This window comes from Xanthomonas maliensis, from assembly GCF_009192945.1.
Classification (GTDB): Bacteria; Pseudomonadota; Gammaproteobacteria; order Xanthomonadales; family Xanthomonadaceae; genus Xanthomonas; species Xanthomonas maliensis.
In genome coordinates this window covers 1-21,108 of the sequence record NZ_NSET01000055.1, presented here as the reverse complement: position 1 = coordinate 21,108, position 21,108 = coordinate 1, and the positions used below count along the sequence as shown (strand labels likewise).

15 protein-coding genes, 1 other RNA gene, 1 pseudogene and 1 riboswitch are annotated in these 21,108 nt (G+C 67.0%); of the genes and pseudogenes, 9 read left to right on the top strand and 8 right to left on the bottom strand.

Annotated elements, in window-relative coordinates:
• Positions 1 to 5: 5 nt before the first annotated feature.
• From CKY51_RS17195 to CKY51_RS17185, 3 genes are all read left to right on the top strand, one after another.
• Positions 6 to 770: a phosphatase PAP2 family protein gene (locus CKY51_RS17195; protein WP_022974525.1), complete on the top strand. Its 765-nt coding sequence runs from the start codon at positions 6 to 8 to the stop codon at positions 768 to 770.
• Positions 767 to 2,422: a phosphoethanolamine transferase gene (locus CKY51_RS17190; protein WP_022974526.1), complete on the top strand. Its 1,656-nt coding sequence runs from the start codon at positions 767 to 769 to the stop codon at positions 2,420 to 2,422. Before CKY51_RS17195 ends, CKY51_RS17190 begins: the two co-directional genes overlap by 4 nt.
• 119 nt (positions 2,423 to 2,541) lie before the next feature.
• Positions 2,542 to 4,557: a M2 family metallopeptidase gene (locus tag CKY51_RS17185; RefSeq protein ID WP_031340969.1), complete on the top strand. Its 2,016-nt coding sequence runs from the start codon at positions 2,542 to 2,544 to the stop codon at positions 4,555 to 4,557.
• 29 nt (positions 4,558 to 4,586) lie between these two features.
• On the opposite strand, the gene CKY51_RS17180 is transcribed toward CKY51_RS17185, so the two are convergent.
• From CKY51_RS17180 to raxST, 5 genes are all read right to left on the bottom strand, one after another.
• On the bottom strand, positions 4,587 to 4,988 hold the full coding sequence (locus tag CKY51_RS17180; RefSeq protein WP_022974528.1) for a hypothetical protein: 402 nt from the start codon (positions 4,986 to 4,988) through the stop codon (positions 4,587 to 4,589).
• A 17-nt stretch (positions 4,989 to 5,005) separates the two neighbouring features.
• On the bottom strand, positions 5,006 to 6,259 hold the full coding sequence (locus CKY51_RS17175) for a multidrug effflux MFS transporter (protein WP_031340970.1): 1,254 nt from the start codon (positions 6,257 to 6,259) through the stop codon (positions 5,006 to 5,008).
• A gap of 279 nt (positions 6,260 to 6,538) precedes the next feature.
• The gene (gene raxB / locus CKY51_RS17170; protein ID WP_022974530.1) at positions 6,539 to 8,695 is read right to left on the bottom strand and encodes a peptidase domain-containing ABC transporter RaxB; all 2,157 of its coding nucleotides are present in this window, start codon (positions 8,693 to 8,695) and stop codon (positions 6,539 to 6,541) included.
• Positions 8,692 to 9,930, bottom strand: coding sequence for an HlyD family secretion protein (locus tag CKY51_RS17165; protein ID WP_022974531.1), 1,239 nt, complete (start codon positions 9,928 to 9,930; stop codon positions 8,692 to 8,694). Before CKY51_RS17165 ends, raxB begins: the two co-directional genes overlap by 4 nt.
• Before the next feature lie 100 nt (positions 9,931 to 10,030).
• Positions 10,031 to 10,834: a RiPP modification sulfotransferase RaxST gene (gene raxST / locus CKY51_RS17160; RefSeq protein ID WP_031340971.1), complete on the bottom strand. Its 804-nt coding sequence runs from the start codon at positions 10,832 to 10,834 to the stop codon at positions 10,031 to 10,033.
• A gap of 423 nt (positions 10,835 to 11,257) precedes the next feature.
• On the opposite strand from raxST, the gene raxX reads away from it, so the two are divergent.
• From raxX to CKY51_RS17135, 6 genes and pseudogenes are all read left to right on the top strand, one after another.
• A complete protein-coding gene (raxX, locus tag CKY51_RS17155) occupies positions 11,258 to 11,446 on the top strand; it encodes a RaxX family RiPP (RefSeq protein WP_022974533.1) in 189 nt (62 codons plus the stop codon).
• A gap of 252 nt (positions 11,447 to 11,698) precedes the next feature.
• Positions 11,699 to 11,813, top strand: a riboswitch (glycine riboswitch).
• Positions 11,814 to 11,903: 90 nt separating this feature from the next.
• A complete protein-coding gene (gene gcvP, locus CKY51_RS17150; RefSeq protein WP_022974534.1) occupies positions 11,904 to 14,816 on the top strand; it encodes an aminomethyl-transferring glycine dehydrogenase in 2,913 nt (970 codons plus the stop codon).
• Positions 14,817 to 14,873: 57 nt separating this feature from the next.
• Positions 14,874 to 15,749, top strand: a complete 876-nt coding sequence (locus CKY51_RS17145; RefSeq protein WP_022974535.1) for an MlrC C-terminal domain-containing protein — start codon at positions 14,874 to 14,876, stop codon at positions 15,747 to 15,749.
• A gap of 275 nt (positions 15,750 to 16,024) precedes the next feature.
• A complete protein-coding gene (locus CKY51_RS17140) occupies positions 16,025 to 16,879 on the top strand; it encodes an aldo/keto reductase (protein WP_031340974.1) in 855 nt (284 codons plus the stop codon).
• Positions 16,880 to 17,122: 243 nt separating this feature from the next.
• Positions 17,123 to 17,161, top strand: a pseudogene (locus CKY51_RS22995) (hypothetical protein).
• A gap of 55 nt (positions 17,162 to 17,216) precedes the next feature.
• Entirely contained in the window at positions 17,217 to 19,202 is a 1,986-nt protein-coding gene (locus CKY51_RS17135) for a catalase (RefSeq protein ID WP_425479910.1), read from the top strand.
• 153 nt (positions 19,203 to 19,355) lie between these two features.
• Here CKY51_RS17135 and CKY51_RS17130 read toward each other — a convergent pair whose 3' ends face one another.
• From CKY51_RS17130 to CKY51_RS17120, 3 genes are all read right to left on the bottom strand, one after another.
• Positions 19,356 to 20,111, bottom strand: a complete 756-nt coding sequence (locus CKY51_RS17130) for an AraC family transcriptional regulator (protein ID WP_022974538.1) — start codon at positions 20,109 to 20,111, stop codon at positions 19,356 to 19,358.
• A gap of 112 nt (positions 20,112 to 20,223) precedes the next feature.
• Positions 20,224 to 20,682 (bottom strand): hypothetical protein, encoded by a 459-nt coding sequence (locus CKY51_RS17125; RefSeq protein WP_022974539.1) that lies wholly within the window; start codon positions 20,680 to 20,682, stop codon positions 20,224 to 20,226.
• A gap of 340 nt (positions 20,683 to 21,022) precedes the next feature.
• Positions 21,023 to 21,098, bottom strand: a non-coding RNA gene (locus CKY51_RS17120) — sX9 sRNA.
• Positions 21,099 to 21,108 lie beyond the last annotated feature (10 nt).

Below are 21,108 nucleotides of genomic sequence, written 5' to 3'. Positions count from 1 at the left end.
AATCAATGAGTACGTTTCCCGTATTCGCTCCTGCGCAGGAGCGCATTGCCACTGTGACGCAACCACGCTTCCTGGCCCGCCATCTATGGTGGCCGCTGCTCTGCGTGCTGCTGCTCAGCGGGCTGCTGATGGGTGCCGGCGGCGACCAGTGGATTGCCGACAGCCTGTATCGGTTGGAGGGCGGGCACTGGTTGCTGAAGGACTATTGGTTCACCAGCGGCGTGATCCATCACGTCGGCAAGTGGCTGAGCACCGGCGCCGCGATCAGTGTGCTGGTGCTGGCCATCGTCGCTTGGTGCAAGCCAGGCCTGCGGGCGCTGCGCTGGCCGGCGACCTATCTGGTCAGCGCGATCGCGGTCTCGACGTCGCTGGTCTCGCTGCTCAAGTCGTGGACGGGGATGGATTGCCCCTGGGATCTGAGCCGCTACGGCGGCACCCGGGCAATGATCGGGTTGTTCGAATCGCGCCATGGCCTGGCCGCCTCCGGCTGCTTTCCGGCCGGGCATGCCAGCGCCGGCTATGCGTGGGTCGCGCTGTATTTCTTTGCGCTGGCACTCCGTCCTGCATGGCGTTTTGCAGGTTTGTTCGTAGGTTTGGCAGCAGGTCTCATTTTTGGTATTGCACAACAACTGCGCGGCGCGCATTTTCTGTCACACGATCTGTGGTCGCTGGCCGTGTGTTGGCTGACCGCGCTTGCGTTGTACGCCGTGATGCTGGCGCGGCAAGGTCGCGCTGACGATTCGATGTTGCTCTCGGGGGATGCAGCATGAGCACCTGGATACCGGAACCGCGCGGGCGCGACGCCGCGCGCGGGCTGACTTGGAGCATGCGGCCGACCGTGTCGACCGACCTGCTGGTCCTGCTGGCGAGCCTGTTTTTCGCCCTGGCGTGCAATCAGCTGTTCTGGCGCACCGCCATGGCCACACATCCCGGCAGCATTGGGTTTGCCATTTCGTTGATGGCCTTGCTGGTGTCGGTGCATGCCCTGCTGCTTGGCTTGCTGGTGTGGCGCTGGAACGCCAAGCCGCTGCTGACCCTGTTGCTGTTCACCACCGCGCTGGCCGCGCACTACATGGACAGCTACAACGTGTATCTGGATGCGGACATGCTGCGCAATGTGCTGCATACCGATCACAAGGAATCGCGCGAACTGCTCACGCCGGGCCTGATCCTGCCGATGCTGGGCTACTTCCTGATCCCGGCCACGTTGCTGTGGCGCGTCCGCTTGCGTCAACGCAGCGTGGGCAAGGCGCTGCTGCTGCGTGGCGGTTTCCTGCTGGCAGTGGCGGTGGTGGGCGCGGCCGGCACCATGCTGTCGTTCCAGGACATTTCTGCGTTGATGCGCAACCACCGCGAAATCCGCTACCTGGCCACGCCGATCAACTACATCGTCGCGCTGCGGCAGAACTTCAAGTCCGACTCGCCGATCAAGCGCGCACCCAAGCAGCCGATCGAGCACGACGCGATGGCCACGCCGCGGGCCACCGGCAGCCGTCCGCGGCTGCTACTGATCGTGCTCGGCGAGACCGCACGCGCGCAGAACTGGGGCTTGAACGGTTATGCGCGCCAGACCACGCCGGAGCTGGCGCAGGCTGGCGTGATCAATTTCCCCGACATGCATTCCTGCGGCACCAGTACCGAAGTGTCGGTGCCCTGCATGTTCTCGCCGTATGGCCGCCGCGACTACAACGAAGACATGATCCGCGGCCACCAGTCGCTGCTGCATGTGCTGGAACATGCGGGCATCTCGACCCTGTGGCGCGATAACCAGTCCGGCTGCAAGGGGGTCTGCGAAGGCTTGACGCTGCAGCAGCTGGACGATGCCACCACCCCTGGCCTGTGCGCCGACGGCCGCTGCATGGACGAAATCCTGCTCAGCGACCTGGCCGCGCAGGTCCGCGCCAAACCCGGCGATCGGGTCGTGGTGCTGCACCAGCTGGGCAGCCATGGGCCGAGCTACTTCCAGCGCTACCCGGCGCAGTTCGAACGCTTCCAGCCGGTCTGCAAGACCGCCGACCTGGGCAGTTGCAGCCGCCAGGACATCGTCAACGCCTACGACAACTCGATCACCTACACCGATCACTTCCTCAATCAGGCCATCCACACCTTGCGTGGCCTGCAGGACTACGACACCGCGATGATCTACCTGTCCGACCACGGCGAGTCGCTGGGCGAGAAGGGCTTGTACCTGCATGGCGTGCCCTACGCCATCGCGCCGAAGGAGCAGACCCACGTACCGATGGTGATGTGGTTCTCGCCGCAGTTCGCGCAGGACCGCGGCATCGACGAGGCCTGCCTGCGCCATCGTGCCGGCCAATACACCGACCAGGATGCGCTGTTCCCCTCGGTGCTCGGCCTGATGCAGGTGAAGACCAGCGTGTATGCCCGCGAGCGCGATCTGTTCGCGCAGTGCGCCCGCTGACGCGGCAGTAGACGCCCAGGCTTCCGCGGCCGCGCCCTGCGCGGCGGCGCTTGCCCTGAATCCCGGCGCGCTCTAGCCTTCGCCGGAGTTCACCGCAAGGACCACCCGTGCCTCTTCGTCTGTTGTTGCTGGCGGTTGCCGTCGCCGGGACGCTGTCGCTGTCGGCCTGCCGCCGGGATGCGGCGCCGCCCGCCAAGCCTGCCGCCGAGCGGCCGGCCCCGCGCGAAAGCGCCGACCAGTTCGTTGCGCGCATCAGCGCCGAGTACAAGGCGCAGTACCCGGAAACCACCGCCGCGCAATGGCTGTCGTCCACCTATATCGGCGACGACTCGCAGTTGCTGGCGGCCAAGGCCAACGAGCGGGCCCTGGCCCAGCTCGACGGCTGGATCGCCCAGGCCAAACAGTACACCGGCACGCCGATGTCGGCCGATACCGCGCGCGCGCTGCAGTTGTTGAAACTGATGAGCGCGCTGCCGGCACCGCGCGACCCGGCCAAGCTGGCCGAGCTGACCCGCATCGCCGCCAAGATGGAGGGCGACTACGGCGCTGGCCGTTATTGCGTTGGCGAGGGCGAACAGCGGCAATGCCGCCAGCTTGGCGAGCTGGAGCAGGTGCTGGCCAGCAGCCGCGACTACGCCGCGCAACTGGATGCCTGGCAAGGCTGGCACGCCACCGCGCAACCGATGCGCAAGGACTACCAACGCTTCGTCGAACTGGCCAACGAAGGCGCGCGCGGACTGGGATTTGCCGACGTCGGCGCGATGTGGCGCAGCGGCTACGACATGCCGCCAGCGCAACTGGCCAGCGAAACCGACCGGCTGTGGGAGCAGGTCAAACCGCTGTACACGCAGCTGCAGTGCTATGCGCGCGGCAAGCTGGACGCCCAGTACGGCCAGGACAAGGGCGAATTGCCCGGCGGCCTGCTGCCGGCCCACCTGATGGGCAATATGTGGCAGCAGGACTGGAGCAATCTGTGGGATCTGCTGGAGCCCTACCCGCGCGCTGGCGATCTGGACATCACCGCTGCGCTGGAAAAGCAGTACCAGGGCAACCTGAGCGCGGCGCTGGCACGCGCAAATGGCGGCGCTGGCGGCGCCGAGGCGCGCTTCCTGGCCGAGCGCGAGGCGCAGCTGCGCACGGCCCGGCAGATGACCGAGCGGGCGCAGGACTTCTACACCTCGCTGGGGATGCCCAAGCTGCCGGACAGCTATTGGCAGCGCTCGCAGTTCATCAAGCCGCTGGACCGCGACGTGGTCTGTCATGCCAGCGCCTGGGACATGAACCTGGGCGGGGATGCGAGCCGCGGCATCGGCCCGGACGTGCGTACCAAGATGTGCATCAAGCCGACCGAGGAAGACTTCACCACCATCTACCACGAGCTCGGCCATGTCTATTACGACCTGGCCTACAACCCGTTGCCGCCGCTGTTCCAGGGCGGTGCCAACGACGGCTTCCACGAAGCGATCGGCGACACCATCGTCTTGGCGATGACGCCGGCATATCTGCAGTCGATCGGCATGGTCGGCGAACAGCAGGCCGGCCGTGAGGCCTTGATCGATGCGCAGATGCGCATGGCCTTGAGCAAGATCGCGTTCCTGCCGTTCGGCCTGATGATCGACCGTTGGCGCTGGGGGGTGTTCGACGGCTCGATCCCGCCGGAGCGCTACAACCAGGCCTGGTGGGAGTTGAAGGCGCGCTACCAGGGCGTGGCGCCGGTGCAGCCGCGCGACGAGAGCTTCTTCGACCCCGGCGCCAAGTACCACGTGCCGGGCAACACGCCCTACACGCGCTACTTCCTGGCACACATCCTGCAATTCCAGTTCTACAAGGGCCTGTGCGCAGCGGCCGGCCACCAGGGGCCGCTGTATGCCTGCAGCTTCTACGACAACAAGGAGGCCGGGCAGAAGTTCTGGTCGATGCTGCAACGGGGCGCCAGCCAGCCCTGGCAGACCACGCTGAAGGAGCTGACCGGCAGCGATCGCCTGGATGCCGGCCCGATGCTGGAATACTTCGCGCCGATCAATGCCTGGCTGGTCGAACAGAACCACGGGCGGATGTGCGGCTGGCAAACCGACGCACCCGCCACCGCGACAGCGACCGCCCCGGCAATGTCGCCCTCGCCGTCACCCCACTGACGCGCCCCCGGGGTTGGCAGCGCGCCACGTCAGTTGGGCTTGGCGCCCTGGATGCGCTCGCTCAACCGGGTCTTGAACTGCTCGAACTCCATGCCGTCGGCGCGCGCTTCGGCATGGGCGGCGTCCTTGAGCGCGTCCGAGTAGGTCAGCCGCACCGGCGTGCCCTGCCGCTCGTGCAGCTCGGCCGCGCGCATGATCAGCGCCAGCACCTGCGCCGCGCTGGTGCTTTCGCCGGCGATGCGGCCGTCCATGCCCAGCACCCATTCGCCATCGCGGCGCACGATACCGGCCAGCAGCGTGCGCTGCTGGTCGCGCAATTCCGCATGCGGTTCGATCGGCGAGGCCGGCACGGCCTGTGCGGTAGCCTGATTGCGCTCGCGCTCGGCGGTCCGCTTGCGGGCATCACGGCGCAACTTGGAATCGATGGACATGCAGGCTCCAGATAAGGTCAAAGATGGGCGGCCGGCTCGACCGGCATCGCCTCGGCCGCCTGCTGCCGTCGCAGGCGGCGGCCGCTGCGGCGCTCCCACCGCCAGAATAGCCATCCCAACAGAAAAAAACCGGCCATCCCGAGCGCCAGATGGTGGGGGTCGGTGCTGAGCAGCGGCGACAGCACCCCGGCCACCAGCGTATTGGTCATCAACTGCGTGAACGCCTGCAGCGACGACGCCAGACCCCGCTGCTGCGGGTACATGTCCAGCACCGCCAGCGCCAGGATCGGGAAGATCAATGCCATCCCCAGCCCGGCCAGGAAGATCGGCAACACTGCCCACGGCAACGCGATCTGCGTCACCACGAACGTATAGGCCAGATTGACCACTGCGGCCACCCCGCAGCAGATGAAGCCGATGCGGATCTGCCGCACCGGCTCGATGCGCCCGGCCATGCGGCCGGACAGGAACGAGCCCAGGGTCATGCCGCCGATGGTGGGCACGAACAACCAGGCGAAATCGCCCTCGCCCAGCTTTAGATGCCCCATGATCAGCACCGGCGCCGAGGCGATGTAGAGGAAGATCCCGGCGAAGTTGAAGGCGCCGGCGGCGGCCAGCCGCTGGAAGCGCGGGTTGAAGCCGATCCGCACGTAGTCGCGCAACAGCCGGCCTGGGCGCAGCGCCGTGCGCGCCTGCGGCGGGTGGGTTTCCGGCAGCCAGATCAACGTGGTCAGCGTCAGCACGACGGCAAAGCCGGTCAGGAACCAGAAGATCAGCGGCCAGCCAGCACCGGTGAGCAACAGCCAACCGCCGATGATCGGCGCGATGGCCGGGGCGATGCCGAAGATCATCGACACCTGGCTCATCAGCCGCTGCGCATCGTGGCCCTGGAACAGGTCGCGGATCACCGCGCGGCCGACGATCATCCCGACCCCGGCCGACAAGCCCTGCAGCGCGCGAAAGGCCAGTAGCGTGGGCAGATCGCGCGACAGCGCGCAGCCAATCGAGCCGGCAACGAACAGCAACAGCCCGCCCAGGATCACCCGCTTGCGGCCCCAGGCATCCGATAGCGGCCCGTGCGCCAGGCTCATCAGCCCATAGGCGAGCAGGTAGACGCTGATGGTCTGCTGGATCGCCACTTCGTCCACCGCCAACCGACGACTCAGCTGTGAGAACGCCGGGAAGATGGTGTCGATCGAGAAGGGACCGAACATCGACAGGCCTGCCAGCAGCAGCGCCATGCGACGGGTGGAGGGAACAGCAGAAGTCATGCGCAACGGTATCCGGAGGACTCCCCACGCGCTGGCACCGGCAGCGGCGCTCAGGCCAACGACCGCAGCGGCAGGCACGGGGGCAAAGAAGCCGACACTTTACGCCAACTGCCACCGCATGCGCCCAGCGATGGAGCGCATGCGCGGCACGCGGACACGCAATCGCCGTCGCGCCCGCTTCGTCCTAGCACGGCATGGTCATCCTGCCCAGCCGAGCGGCTGCGCATCCGGCAATGACGGCGCCGGCCGTGCTCGGCGCCAGTGGACCAACGCCAGCGATCAGTCGGCTGCAGCGGAGCGCTCCTGCAGCCGCTGCCAATCGGCGATCGGCTGATCGCTCACCACCCGTCCCCGTTCCAGGGTGATGACGCGCGCGGCCATGGCCACGGTTTCGCGCCGATGCGCCACGATGATCCGGGTGACCTGCATGGCCTGGATGGCGCGATTGACGCGCTGCTCATTCATGACGTCCAGATGGCTGGTGGCCTCGTCCAGCACCAGGATGCGCGGCGACCTGTACAGCGCGCGCGCCAGCAGGACGCGCTGCCGCTGCCCGCCCGACAACCCGGTGCCCGCCTCGCTCAACAACGAGGCGTAGCCCAGCGGCATCTGCTCCACCTCCTGGTGCACGCCGGCGATGCGCGCGCAACGTTCGATCTGCGCCTGATCCGGCTCCGGGTCGAAGAAACTGATGTTTTCGCTGACCGATCCGGTGAACAGCAGATCGTCCTGCATCACCGTGCCGACGATGGCGCGATAGTGCGTCAACGCCGCCTCGCTCAGCGGGCGCCCGCCGATCTTCACGTGCCCGGCGCTGGGTTTCAGCAGCCCGAGGATCACCTTGACCAAGGTGGTTTTGCCGCACCCGGACGCGCCGGTGATGGCCACGCATTCCCCGCTGGCGATGCGCACACTGACGTCTTCGAGCACCGCTGGGGTATCGTCGGCGTAGCGGAAGCCGATGCCGCACAGTTCGATGGTGGTGTCATTCCAGACCGGTGCATCGATGCGCTGATCGGCCTCCTCGCGCGGCTGGTGGACGATATCGGCCACCCGCTCCAGATGGACGCGCAACAGGCGGAACTCCACCAGCCGATCGATCAGCTCGGACAAGCGCATGGCGAACTGCTCGCGATAGGCCATGAAGGCCAGCAGCATGCCCAGCGAAAGCTCTGCGCGCAGGATCGCGAACGCGGCGAGCCAGATCACCAGCACCCGCTCGCATCCGAACAGCAGGCGCTTGAGTGACGACTGCCAGACCTCGCCCTGCGCCAGGCGCAGTTGTGCATTGGTCTGTTCGGCCAGCAGATGGGTCCAGTCCATGCGCCGCACCTGCTGGCGACCGAACAGCCGCACGCCTTGGATGCCACGCACGCTCTCCAGCAGGTGGGTGTGCTGGCGCGCATCCCACAACAACTGCTCGGCGGCGGCTTCGCGCATCCGCCGCAGCCACAGCCACCGTGTCGCCGCATACAGCGCGACCGCCACCAGCGTAATCGCGCTGAGGCCGACGCTGTAGACCAGCATCAGGCCGAGGGTGCCGATCACCAGCACGCCATCGACCAGGGTCTGGGTGAATCCGGTGGTCAAGGTGCGTTGCACCTGCGCGATCGAGGCGAAGCGCGACTGGATGCCGCCGAGGTGACGCTTCTCGAAATACGCCAACGGCAGCGCGAGCAGGTGCGCGAACACCTGTCCCATCCATTGAAAGCCGAGCTGGGCCGACACGCTGGCGATCAGCCATCCGCGCAGCAGGGCGATGCAGGATTGCAGGACCACCAGCAACAGGAACCCGGCGCCAAGGACATGGATCAACCCGATGTCGGCCGACGGCAGCGCCTGATCGACGATCCACTGCAGTTGGAACGGCATCCCCAGGCTGAGCACCTCGAGCGCGAATGCCAACGCAAGCACCTGCCACACCGCCCGTCCAAGTCCGTGGACGCGACCGATCAACGAGGACAACGCCACTGCCGGCGCCGCAGCGTGCGGACGGAAGTCCGCGGCCGGGCTGAGTTCCAGCGCGATCCCGGAGAAATGGCGAGCGAATTCGCCCGGCGTCAGGCTCCGTGGCCCGCTGGCCGGATCGTGGATCTGCAGACGACGGGCGCCCACCCGCTTGAGCACGACGAAATGATTGAGATCCCAATGCACGATGCAGGGCAGCTGCAACTCCGGCAGCGCTTCCATTTCCAGCCGCAACGCGCGCGCCTGCAGACCGAGCGCCTGCGCGATCGCGACCAGATTGGCCAGGTTGGTGCCCTGCCGCGACAGCAGGAACCGGCGGCGCAGTTCGGCCAGGCCGATGTGGCAACCGTGATAGTGGGCGATCATGGCCATGGCCGCCAATCCGCATTCGCCGACTTGCCCCTGCAGGATCATCGGCAACGCACGCACGCCGGACGCTCGGCGCAACTGCGCCCACCAGCGGCTCATCGCAGCGTGCCGTGCAAACTGGACAGCGGCTCGAACGCCCACTGCGAGAAACGTCGCCATTCCAATGGCAGCGAGCCCTGCACGCGCATGCCTGGCCGCAGGACCGCGGTGCGTCCTGCACGCAGCGCGGCATCCCCGGCCAGGCGCACCCGCACGCGGTACAACGGTTCGCTCCCCGACGTGGAATCGACACGCGGCGGCTCGGGCGCGGCGGCGATCTCGACCACCCGCCCGGCAAACTGACCGTAGTGCTGGTAGGGCAAGGCATCGAAGCGCAGTTGCACCGGCATCCCGGGCCCAATCAGCCCGGCGGCCCGGGAGGGCGCATACAACACGACCTCGGTCGCCATCGACGTCGGCAGCAGATCGGCCAGGCGTTGCCCCTGCGCGACCGCCTGGCCGATCTGCAGCGGTCGCAGCGCCACCCGCCCGGCACGCGGCGCGCGCACTTCCCAACGCGACGCGGCCGCCTGCTCGATCGCCGCACGCCGATCCTCCTGCAAGCCGGCACCGGCCACCGCCAATTGTTGGCGCAAGCTCGACGGTAATTGCTGCACTTCGGCCTGGGCCTGCGCAAGCGCATCGGCCAAGGCCATGCGCTCGCGCTGCAGCTCCAGGGTATGCGCGCGCTGGTCAAGCACGTCGGCCTGCTTCTCGTCGACGAATTGCTGACTGACCAGGCCGCGCGTCAGCGCGGTGCGGTAACGCTGCTCGATCGATTGGGTCAGCTGCTGCCGATGGCGCAGCAAGTCCAGCTCAGCGTCGATCTGCTGCAGGCGATCGCGCAGGCCGGCCAGCGCCCGCGCAGCCGCCTGCTGCTGCACGCGCCCCTGGTCACGCAGCTGCGCCATCGCCTCGACGGCCAGGCGCTGCTGTTCGGCCAGCACCGCAGCAGCGCGCTGGGTCGGCCGCCCGCGATCGTCGCGATGCTCGGCCGACAACACGAACAGCAGCTGGCCCGCAGCGACGCGCTGGCCCTGCACGGCGCCGACCTGCACCACCACGCCCGACTGCGGTGTGGTGACGGCGATCAGTCCGCCCGCCGGCACGAGCGTGCCATACAAGGTCTCGCTACGGGCGAAGCCCAGGCGGAAGAATCCGACCAGCAGCAGGATCACGGTCGCCATCAGCAGGCCGACGCACCAACGCAGCGCGCCATGCTGGCGCAGCACCACCGGCCCGAGCCGACTGCGCTGCCGGTAGTCCATCGCCTCGCGTCGGAACAGGGTCGTCATCCGCCAGCGGCCACCGACGCCCGCCCCTGCCGCCCATGCTGCCCGCCTGCTCGGTGCCGCCGCTGCCGCGCCGCCGTGCGCTGCCACGCCACGCGCCTGCTCATACCAGCAGGGCTCCCTGCGAGGGCCCGCGTTCCCAGAAGGCCAGCTCCTGCAAGCGTTCGAACAGCGCCGGCGGCAATACGCTGCGCCGGGGGACGTACTGCACCCCGCGACGGACGCGATGCAGGCCCGGCATCTGCAGCGCGGCATCGAAGCGTTCGGCCTCGGCCTGGACATCGGCATAGTCGTGCGCGAACGCCGGCAGTTGCAGGAAGGCGTAGATCTGCTCCATCGCCTGCGCCGGCCGCTGCGCCAGCGTGTCGTAGCGCAACAGCAGCAGGCGATCGGCATGTTCGCCGTAGAACGCCTGGCGCAGCCCATCCAGCGCATAGCCCACCACGCCGCGCGGTGCGGTCAGCAGGTCCGCGCGCAGCGAGACCGAGTCTTCCGGGTCGTAGCCGAACAACGCCGACAAGCGCAGTGGCTGGGTCTGCGCCAGGCGCTCGAAGCTATCGACGACCCAGCCGACATCGCGGACGCAACAGATGACGCGGCTGTGCGGAAACAGCGTCGCCAGACCCGTCAGGCGGCTGCACCAGGCGCGGTTGGTGTCGAACACCGTGCCCAGCCCCTGGCGATCCTGGTAATAGGCGTCGAATACCGAACGCAGCAGCCGCACCCGCTGTGCGTCGTCGATCTGCACGTTGGAGGGATGTTCCTCGCTCATGCCCATCAGCATCGCCGCGTACAGTCGCGCGACCGGCGAGGTGACATCGGCGTGCACGTGCGGGTTCTGTCGCAGCAACGCGGCCAGCAAGGACGAGCCCGCCCGCGGCAGCCCGGAAATGAAATGGTAGTTCACCGCGCGCCTCCCCTGTCCGATGTCGGTCGGCGGCGGCATGCCGGCGAGACGCATCGCCAGCCAAGCCTGCATCGTGCGCCACGGCACATGCAGACACGCTGCGCAAAGGCGCTGCGCTATGCGAATGCCAGCGATCCGCCTGGGCGGTCGGGAGCGCTTGCGGTGACCGGCATCACATCGCCGCGTACCGGCATGGACCTGGCGGATGCGACGTTCGCTACCGCGCACACACCATCGTGCGCCGGCCCTGGGTCGCAACGGCACCCGCGCACGCTGGATCGCATGGTCCTGTGCCCGGCTCTGCGGTCCAGCGACCACTGTCGTCTCACCGGCCACCGGGCAGATGGCCGAGGCGGTCACGCAGTCGTCCCTTCGGGCGGCGTGACGCTGCGTACGAAGGGCACAACCTGAGAGGACGTCAACATGAACCTGTCGAAGAAATCGCCAACCTATGGCGCGCAATCGCTGCAGCGGCCCGCCGGGGCCAAGGGCCGGCTGGAGCCCCTGGACCAGCGTCTGTGGAAGCATGTCGGCGGTGGGGACTATCCCCCGCCGGGCGCGAACGACCGCCACAACCCGCCACCGCCGCCGTCCAACGGCGGACACCACTGAACCGCCTGCGCTTGCAGGAGCGAGCGGGCGCTGCCGTTGCCGGACCACCCGGTAGCGGGGGGACAGCGCCCCCTTAGGACCCGGAGACCGGACGAGGCGCCTCGCCCGGTCTCTGGCGGTTCATGGCGCCGCGCAGCGTTTCGCCAAGCGGCCGGGCGCTGGCTATACTAGCCAGGCAACACGGTGGGAGAAGCGGCACTGCCGCTGCCGAAGGCGCAACAGCCCGTAATCGCTCAGGCCCGATACCATCTTCAACACAACTCTGGAGAGACCGGCCGCGGCCGGCGCCGAAGGGGCACGGAATGCAGGCAGGCCAGGTGCCATGCCGCGTTCCTAAACTCTCAGGCAAAAGGACAGAGGGGCGCGAGGAAGACCGCCGCTGCGGCAGGTCGTGGCGCGCGCATGCGCGTCATACCGGTCGTGGTGCTTCCGACCTTTCGCATGCCCTCTGCTCCGGATGCCCGCCATGTCCCAGACCCCGTCTTCCCTGCGCGACCTCGAACACCACAGCGCGTTCGTCGAACGCCATATCGGCCCCAACGACGCGGAAATCGCCCAGATGCTGGACGTGGTCGGCCACGCCTCGCTGGATGCGCTGACCGATGCCATCGTACCGGGCAACATCAAGTCGCCGGCGCCGCTGGCGCTGCCCGAGGCGATCACCGAAGAAGAAGCGCTGGCCAAGATCCGCGCCATCGCCGACAAGAACACCGTGTTCCGCAACTTCATCGGCCAGGGCTACTACGGCACCCACACCCCGAAGGTGATCCTGCGCAACATCCTGGAAAACCCGGCCTGGTACACCGCCTACACGCCGTACCAGGCGGAAATCTCGCAAGGCCGCATGGAGGCGCTGATCAACTTCCAGACCCTGTGCGCCGACCTCACCGGCATGCAGATCGCCAACGCCTCGCTGCTGGACGAAGCCACTGCCGCGGCCGAAGCGATGACGCTGGCCAAGCGCTCGGCCAAATCCAGGTCCGATACCTTCTTCGTGCACGATGCAGTGCATCCGCAGACGCTCGAACTGCTGCGCACGCGCGCTGAGCCGCTGGACATCGTGCTGCGTGTCGGCACGCCGGAAGAAGCGTTGCAGGCCGAGTGCTTCGGCGTGCTGCTGCAGTACCCGGACAGCTTCGGTCATATCGGCGATCACGCTGCACTGGCAGACGCCGTGCACGCACAAGGCGGACTGGTCGCAGTGGCCACCGATCTGCTGGCGCTGACCTTGATCGCCGCCCCGGGTGAGTGGGGTGCGGACATCGTGGTCGGCAACTCGCAGCGCTTCGGCGTGCCGTTCGGCTTTGGCGGCCCGCATGCCGCCTTCATGGCCTGCCGTGACGCCTACAAGCGCTCGATGCCGGGCCGTTTGATCGGCGTGTCGATCGATGCCGCCGGCAACCCGGCGTATCGCTTGACCTTGCAGACCCGCGAACAACATATCCGCCGCGAAAAGGCCACGTCCAATATCTGCACCGCACAGGTGCTGCTGGCGGTGATGGCCTCGATGTATGCGGTCTACCACGGCCCCGATGGCCTGACCCGGATCGCACGCCGCACCCATCGCCTGGCGACGATCCTGGCGGCGGCACTGCGCAGCGCCGGCGTGACCGTCGGCGAGCGCTTCTTCGACACCTTGCACGTCAAAGGGATCGATGCCGATGCCATCCATGCGCGTGCGCGTGCGGCCGGCATCAACCTGCGCGCCATCGACAGCGAGGCGCTCGGCATCAGCCTGGACGAAACCACCACGCGGGCCGATGTGGTCGCGCTGGCCGGCCTGTTCGGTGCACATGCGGACGTGGATGCACTCGATGCGGCCACCGCCGATGCCTTGCCGCAGGGCCTGCTGCGTACCACCCCGTTCCTGACACACCCGGTATTCAACACCCACCACAGCGAACACGAACTGTTGCGCTACATGCGTTCGCTGGCCGACAAGGACCTGGCGATGGATCGCACCATGATCCCGCTGGGCAGCTGCACCATGAAGCTCAACGCCACCGCCGAGATGATTCCGGTGACCTGGCCGGAGTTCGGCGCCATCCACCCGCTTGCACCGGCCGAGCAATCCGCTGGCTACGCGCAGTTGATTGACGAGCTGGAAGCGATGCTGGTCGAGTGCACCGGCTACGATGCGGTGAGCCTGCAACCCAATTCCGGCGCGCAAGGCGAATACGCCGGCCTGCTGGCGATCCGCGCCTATCACCGCGCACGTGGCGAAGGCCATCGCGACATCTGCCTGATTCCCGAATCGGCGCATGGCACCAACCCGGCGTCGGCGCAGATGTGCGGCATGACCGTGGTGGTGACCAAGTGCGATGCCAACGGCAATGTGGACGTGGATGACATCCGCGCCAAGGCGGAAAAATACTCCGAGCGCCTGGCGGCACTGATGATCACCTACCCGTCCACCCACGGCGTGTTCGAAGAAGACGTGGTGGCGATCTGCGAAGCGGTGCATGCGCATGGCGGCCAGGTCTATACCGACGGCGCCAACATGAATGCCCTGGTCGGCGTCGCCAAGCCCGGCAAGTGGGGCTCGGACGTGTCGCACCTCAACCTGCACAAGACCTTCTGCATCCCGCACGGCGGCGGCGGCCCGGGCGTGGGCCCGTGTGCGGTGAAGTCGCACCTCGCCCCGTACCTGCCTCGTGCCGGCATCCATGGCGGCGGATTCAACTCCGAAAGCGGGAGTGGACACTCCTCGCGCATCGGCGGCATGGTCAGCGCGGCGGCCTACGGTTCTGCCTCGATCCTGCCGATCAGCTGGATGTACGTGACCATGATGGGCAGCGCCGGTCTGCGCAAGGCCACGCAAGTGGCATTGCTCAACGCCAACTACATCGCCAAGCGCCTGGCGCCGCACTACAAGACGCTCTACACCGGCCGCAATGGGCTGGTGGCGCACGAGTGCATTCTCGACGTACGCCCGCTGGAAAAGACCAGCGGCATCGGCGCCGAAGACATCGCCAAGCGGCTGATCGACTTCGGCTTCCATGCCCCGACGCTGAGCTTCCCGGTCGCCGGCACGCTGATGGTGGAGCCGACCGAAAGCGAATCGCAGCACGAGCTGGACCGCTTCATCGACGCGATGATCCAGATCCGCGAGGAGATCCGCGCGATCGAGGACGGGCGGCTGGAGCGCGAGGACAACCCGCTCAAGCACGCCCCGCACACCGCCGCCCAGGTCTCGGCCAGCGAGTGGACGCATGCCTATCCGCGCGAACTGGCGGTGTTCCCACTGCCGTCGCTGAAGCAGCAGAAGTATTGGCCGCCGGTGGCGCGCGTGGACAACGTCTACGGCGACAAGAACGTGATGTGCGCTTGTATCCCGGTGGATGCGTACAAGGACGACGTGGTGGCATAACTGCCGTCATCGCTGGTCGCTCTCGAACCCAGCCGCGCAACCCGCGGCTGGGTTTTTTTGCGCCTGGGATACATCAAGCAATTGCAGGGCCACGACCGCATCCTGTCGATCTCGGTGATCCACGGCTTCATGGCTGGCGACGTTCCCGACATGGGCACGCAACTATTGGTCGTCACCGACGACGCGCAGGCACAGGGACAGCAACTGGCGCAAACATTGGGACGGGGACTGTACGCGCTGCGTGGCCGCACCATGATGCGTCAATACGGCATCGACGCCGGCCTGGACCTGGCACTGCAAGCGGTGGCCGCTGCACCGGACCGACCGGTGGTGGTCGCCGACGTGTGGGACAACCCGGGCGGCGGAGTGGCCGGAGACGGGACCTTGATCCTGCACCGCATGATCGAACGCGGCATCGACAACCTGGCGCTGGCTCCGCTGTGGGACCCGGTCGCAGTCTCGTTCTGCCACGCCGCCGGCGTCGGCGCGCAGTTGGCGCTGCGGTTTGGCGGCAAATGCGGCCCCACCGCTGGTGCACCCATCGATGCGGACGTGCAGGTCCTGGCGCTGTCCGACGACGCCTGGCAGAGCTTCGGCGACAGCCGCGTGCCGTTGGGCAGCTCGGCCACCGTGCGCGTGTGCGGCACCCAGATCGATGTGGTGCTGAGCTCGCACCGCGCCCAGACCTATTCGCCGGACGCCTTCTCCAACCAAGGCGTGGACATTGCCGGCAAGTCGCTGCTGCTGGTCAAGTCGACCAATCACTTCCACGCGGCGTTCGCGCCGATGGCCGCCGACGTGATCTATATCAATGCCGGTGCCCCCTATCCTTCCGATCCGCGCCACACCCGGTATCGCAAGCTGACGCGTCCGATCTGGCCCCGCGCCGAGAATCCGCACCAGCTTGCCGAACCCACGATCGCGCCCAACTGACGGCTACCTGCCTGCGCGCAGTGGTGCATGCGTGCATGCAATGGCGCATGCGCTGGCCAAACGATGCAGCAAGGCCGCGGCTTCTTCGGACGGCCTGGCGTGTATGGCGACACACCGTTGACAGTGTGGCCCGGCAGTATCGGCATGGTGCCGGACGTCGCTGCCGAGCACCGCTGTGCGTTCCGTCGAGCACACATCACGGTAACGCCACGGTCGGCGCATCCGCCGGCACCGCGACCGACATCGCCCACGCAATCAACACCGAGGAGCTGTCCATGTCCACTCCCGCCGCCGCCGTTTGTCCACAGGTGCATTTACGCAACGGCCAACAGGTACCGGCACTGGGCATGGGCTCCTGGAATCTGGGCCAGCAGCGCCACCCGGCAGCGCAGGAAATCGAAGCGCTGCAGACCGGCCAGGCGCTGGGTCTGCGACTGATCGACACCGCCGAGATGTATGGCGATGGCCGCTCGGAACGCTTGATCGCGCAGGCGATCGCCGGGACAGCGCAGCCCTACCTGGTATCCAAGGTGCTGCCCAGCAATGCCAGCGCGCGCGGCATCGCACGCGCCTGCGACGCCAGCCTACAACGGCTCGGCGTGGCGACATTGGACCTGTATCTGCTGCACTGGCGCGGTGGCAGCGATCTTGCCGAAGTGGTGGATGCGTTCGAAGCCTTGCGCGAGGCCGGCAAGATCCGCGACTGGGGCGTGTCCAATTTCGATGTCGACGACATGGAAGACTTATGGGCGATCGACGGCGGCTCGCATTGCCTGGTCAATCAGGTGCTGTATCACGCCGGCAGCCGTGGCATCGAATACGCTCTGCTGCCGTGGTGCGCCGAACATGCGGTCACGGTGATGGCGTATTCGCCGCTGGGCAGCCGCGCCCTGCTCGATCATCCGGTGCTGCACGCCATCGGCGCACGCCACGGCGTCGCCGCCACCGCGGTGGCATTGGCCTGGGCTATTCGCAGCGGCGAAGTGATCGCCATCCCGGAATCGGGAACCCCGGCGCATGTACGCGCCAATGCAGACGCATGCGGCTTGCAATTGGACGCGCGGGATCTCGCCGAGCTGGACCGTGCGTTCCCAGCACCCACGCGCAAGCAGCCGCTGGACCTGCTCTAACCCCGTGCGCGCGTTGCGCCAGCCGCTGGTAGAACTGCCGCATCGCACGCGTTTGGCGACTGCATCTGCATTGCAGGATGTGTGCTTGCACACGCTTTGGCGATAGTGCGCACCGACATGTGAGCATGCGCTTCGCATGCTGACACATCCAGTTAACGGCAATGCTCCCAGGCTCGAGCAGATCGCCCGCATCTCAGCCCGCCAACGTGGAGTCCCCATGGCCAAGTCTTCCGGCAAACCTGCATCCGCCGTCTCCGTCGACCGTTCCGCGAGCGCGCCTGATGCGCGCGGCACAGGCGACGAACTGCACCAGAAGGCAGGCGGCACGCACCCGGCATTGACCACCAATCAGGGCATCCCGATCGGCGACAACCAGAATTCGCTACGTGCCACCCCGCGCGGACCGACCCTGCTGGAAGATTTCATCCTGCGCGAGAAGATCACCCATTTCGACCACGAGCGCATTCCCGAGCGCATCGTGCATGCGCGCGGCAGTGCGGCGCATGGCTATTTCGAGCTGACCAAATCCTTGGCGCAGTACACCACGGCCAAACTGCTCACCGAAGTCGGCGAGAAGACCCCGGTCTTCACCCGCTTTTCCACCGTCGCCGGCGGCGCCGGCTCGGTGGACACGCCGCGCGACGTGCGCGGCTTCGCGGTCAAGTTCTACACCAAGGAAGGCAACTGGGATTTGGTCGGCAACAACATCCCGGTGTTCTTCATCCAGGATGCGATCAAGTTCCCCGACCTGATCCATGCCGTGAAGATGGAACCGGACCGCGGCTTCCCGCAGGCCGCCAGCGCGCACGACACGTTCTGGGACTTCATTTCGCTGACGCCCGAATCGATGCACATGGTGATGTGGGCGATGAGCGACCGCACCATTCCACGCTCGCTGCGGATGATCGAAGGTTTCGGCATCCATAGCTTCCGCCTGCTCAACGACAAGGGCGAAAGCACCTTCGTCAAGTTCCATTGGCGCCCAAAGCTGGGCCTGCAATCCACCATCTGGGACGAAGCGGTGAAGCTGGCTGGCGCCGATCCGGATTTCCAGCGCCGCGATCTGTTCGAGGCCATCCAGAAGGGCGACTTCCCCGAGTGGGAGTTGGGCGTCCAACTGTTCACCGAAGCCGAGGCCGAGGCGTTCCCGTTCGATCACCTGGACGCGACCAAGATCATTCCCGAGGAGCTGGTGCCGTTGCAGATCGTCGGCCGCATGGTACTGGATCGCTGGCCGGACAACTTCTTTGCCGAGACCGAACAGGTCGCCTACTGCCCGGCGAACATCGTGCCGGGCATCGACTTCAGCAACGATCCACTGCTGCAGGGCCGGCTGTTCTCTTACCTGGACACGCAACTGAGCCGGCTCGGTGGGCCCAACTTCCACCAGATCCCGGTCAACGCGCCGAAGTGTCCGTTCGCCAACAACCAACGCGACGGCCATATGCAGATGGGGCGCCCCAAGGGACGTGTCGCCTACGAACCCAGCTCGCTGCAGGCCGATGCACCGCGCGAAGCGCTGCGCGGCTTCCCCAGCCACGCCACCCCGGCCGAGAACGGGAGCAAGGGGCGCGTGCGCGCCGAGAGCTTTGCCGACCACTACAGCCAGGCCCGTCTGTTCTACCGTAGCCAGACGCCGCCCGAGCAGGCGCATCTGGCCTCGGCGCTGGTGTTCGAACTCTCCAAGGTGGACACCGCGCACGTCCGCGAAGCCATCGTGGGCCATCTGCGCCACATCGATCCGCAGCTGGCCCAGCGCGTGGCCGATGGCATGGGCATGCGCACGCTGCCGCCAGCGCCACCGGCGGCCGTTGCGCCGATCGACATGCCACCGTCGCCGGCCATCCAGCTGATCGGCAAGATGAAGGACACCTTGCAGGGCCGTGTGGTCGGCATCCTGATTCACGATGGCTCCGATGCTGCCGCGATCAAGACTATCCGCAAGGCTGCCGAAGCGGCCGGGGCCACGGTGAAGATCGTCGCGCCCAAGCTGGGCGGCGCCACGCTCAGCGACGGCAAGTTGCTGGCAGCCGACGGTCAACTGGCGGGCACACCGTCGATCGTGTTCGATGCGGTGGCGGTGCTGTTGTCTTCGGAGGCGGCCAAGCAACTGACGCGCGAATCGGCCGCGCTGGATTTCGTCAGCAATGCGTGGGCGCATCTGAAGGCGATTGCCTTCGACGAGGGCGCGCAATTGCTGCTGAAGGCCGGCAATGTGGGCAAGGATGCCGGCATCGTGCCAGCGACCGACAGCAAGGCCTTCATCGCCGCGGCCAAGACCCGGCAGTGGGCGCGCGAGCCCAAGGTCCGCATGCTGGCCTGAGTGGGACATGCGACCGGCGCGACCCGAGCGGGGTCGCGCCGGAGCGTGGACAGATCGTATTCCGTGCGCTGCGCGCCAACGTGCTCCAGACGGTCGCTGCGAGCGTCTTGCAGTTGAACCGCCACCGCAGCGAAACACGGCCGTCGCCGACGGCTACGACTCGATCCGGCCAACCACCGCTTCCAGCGCCACTTCCCTGGGCACCCCGCCATTCCTGGCCAGTTGCCGGTAGTCGCGCGGCGTCATGCCGGTGACGCTCTTGAATTGCCGGGTGAACGCGCTCTGGTCGCTGAAGCCGCACGCATGTCCGATCTCGGTCACGCTCTTGTCGCTGTGCAATAGATGCATCGCCATCTGTAGGCGCAACTTGGCCAAGACCTGCTGCGGCGTGAGCTGGAAGACCTTGCGAAACGAGCGCTGCAGCTTGGACATCGAGAAACCGGTGATATCGACCAGTGCCTGCATGCGGACGTTCTGCGCATAGTTGGCGTTGAGATAGGCCAGCGCCAAGCGCAGCTTTTCGTACTGCGATTCCTGGCCATCCTGCGGCCCAAGATCGCGCGAGATGCCGATGATGCCCTGGACCTGGCCATCCACCCGTAACGGCCGTTTGCAGGTCAGGCACCAGCCCGGTTCGCGATTGGCGAACAGATGCAGTTCCAGCAGGTTGTCGATGACCTCGCCGGCCAACACCTGCTCGTCCTGGTTGGCATAGTTGGCGCCCAGACCGCTGGGGTAGACCTCGGCCACGCGCTTGCCGATCAGCTCCTTGCGCGACTTCAGGCCCAAGCGCCGCAGCATGGTCTGGTTGACGTGGGTGTAGCGGCCCTGCCGGTCCTTGACGAAGAACAACACGTCCGGCACCGCGTCGAACAAGGCTTCCAGATCGGCGGGATCGACGTACTTCATGCGGGACGCAGGGCTCGGACGAGGAAAGATGCATCGGCGCCGCTGCGGCAGATCGACCGCAACGACGCACTGCCACGCATGATAGCCGCCGTTGCAGCGGCCAGTGCCGGAATCAGCGCGATTGCTGGGCCGTGGTCACCGGCGTCGATGTCGACGTGCTTGTGGCATTGGACGCCGTGCTGCCACCGAGGCGATCGGCCTGCACCTGCCGCGCACGCCACCCCTGCACCACTGCCGCACCAGCCTGCGACCCGATCTGCACACGCAGACGCGGCCCCGGCGTGGGCGGAAGAAACTCGATTTCGCAATCGCCTGCCGCCATGCAGCTGTCGGCGGCGATCGGGTCGACGACCTGCCAGCCCTGGTCCAGCAAGGTCTGCGCAAATGGGCGATATCCCATGCCGGGCTTGAGCACGCCCGGCAGCACGATCGCAGCGTCGCTGGCGGCGACATCGGTGGCTGCTGCCGCCGGCGCGGACGGCGGCGCAGGCATGGCCTGCCGTGCGGCGCACCAGGCAGTGCTGCTGATCAGGGCGAGCCCCAACAACAAGGAGGGATACAGCGTGCGCATGCAAACGTCCTTGCGATCCTGCAGGGAACTGGGGGAAGAGAGAGCCGGCATTTTGCCATGCCGCAGCGCAATACGGCAGTACGCCCGCGCACGGACAGGCGACCGCAACGACGCAATGCGCCGCGCAAGCGAACTCATCGTTGCAGCGGCACCTGCTGCGGCACCGCAGCTGGTGGCTCGTGTGCCGCACACCGGCATCGATGCGATGACGCCTGCAACGACGTCGAGACAGCGATCGCATGACGCCATCCGCGCGCCCGATCCACGGCCGTTCGCCCACCTGCGCACCAGTACGCCGCCTTGCGCGGCGCACCGGTCGATCACGCGCTGAATTTAGAGCGGCCAACAAAACGTAGCGAGCAGCCGCCAGGTGGGCGTGGACGGCGCGCAGGAACCGCAGTGTACGCGTGGTACATGAGGCTTCCG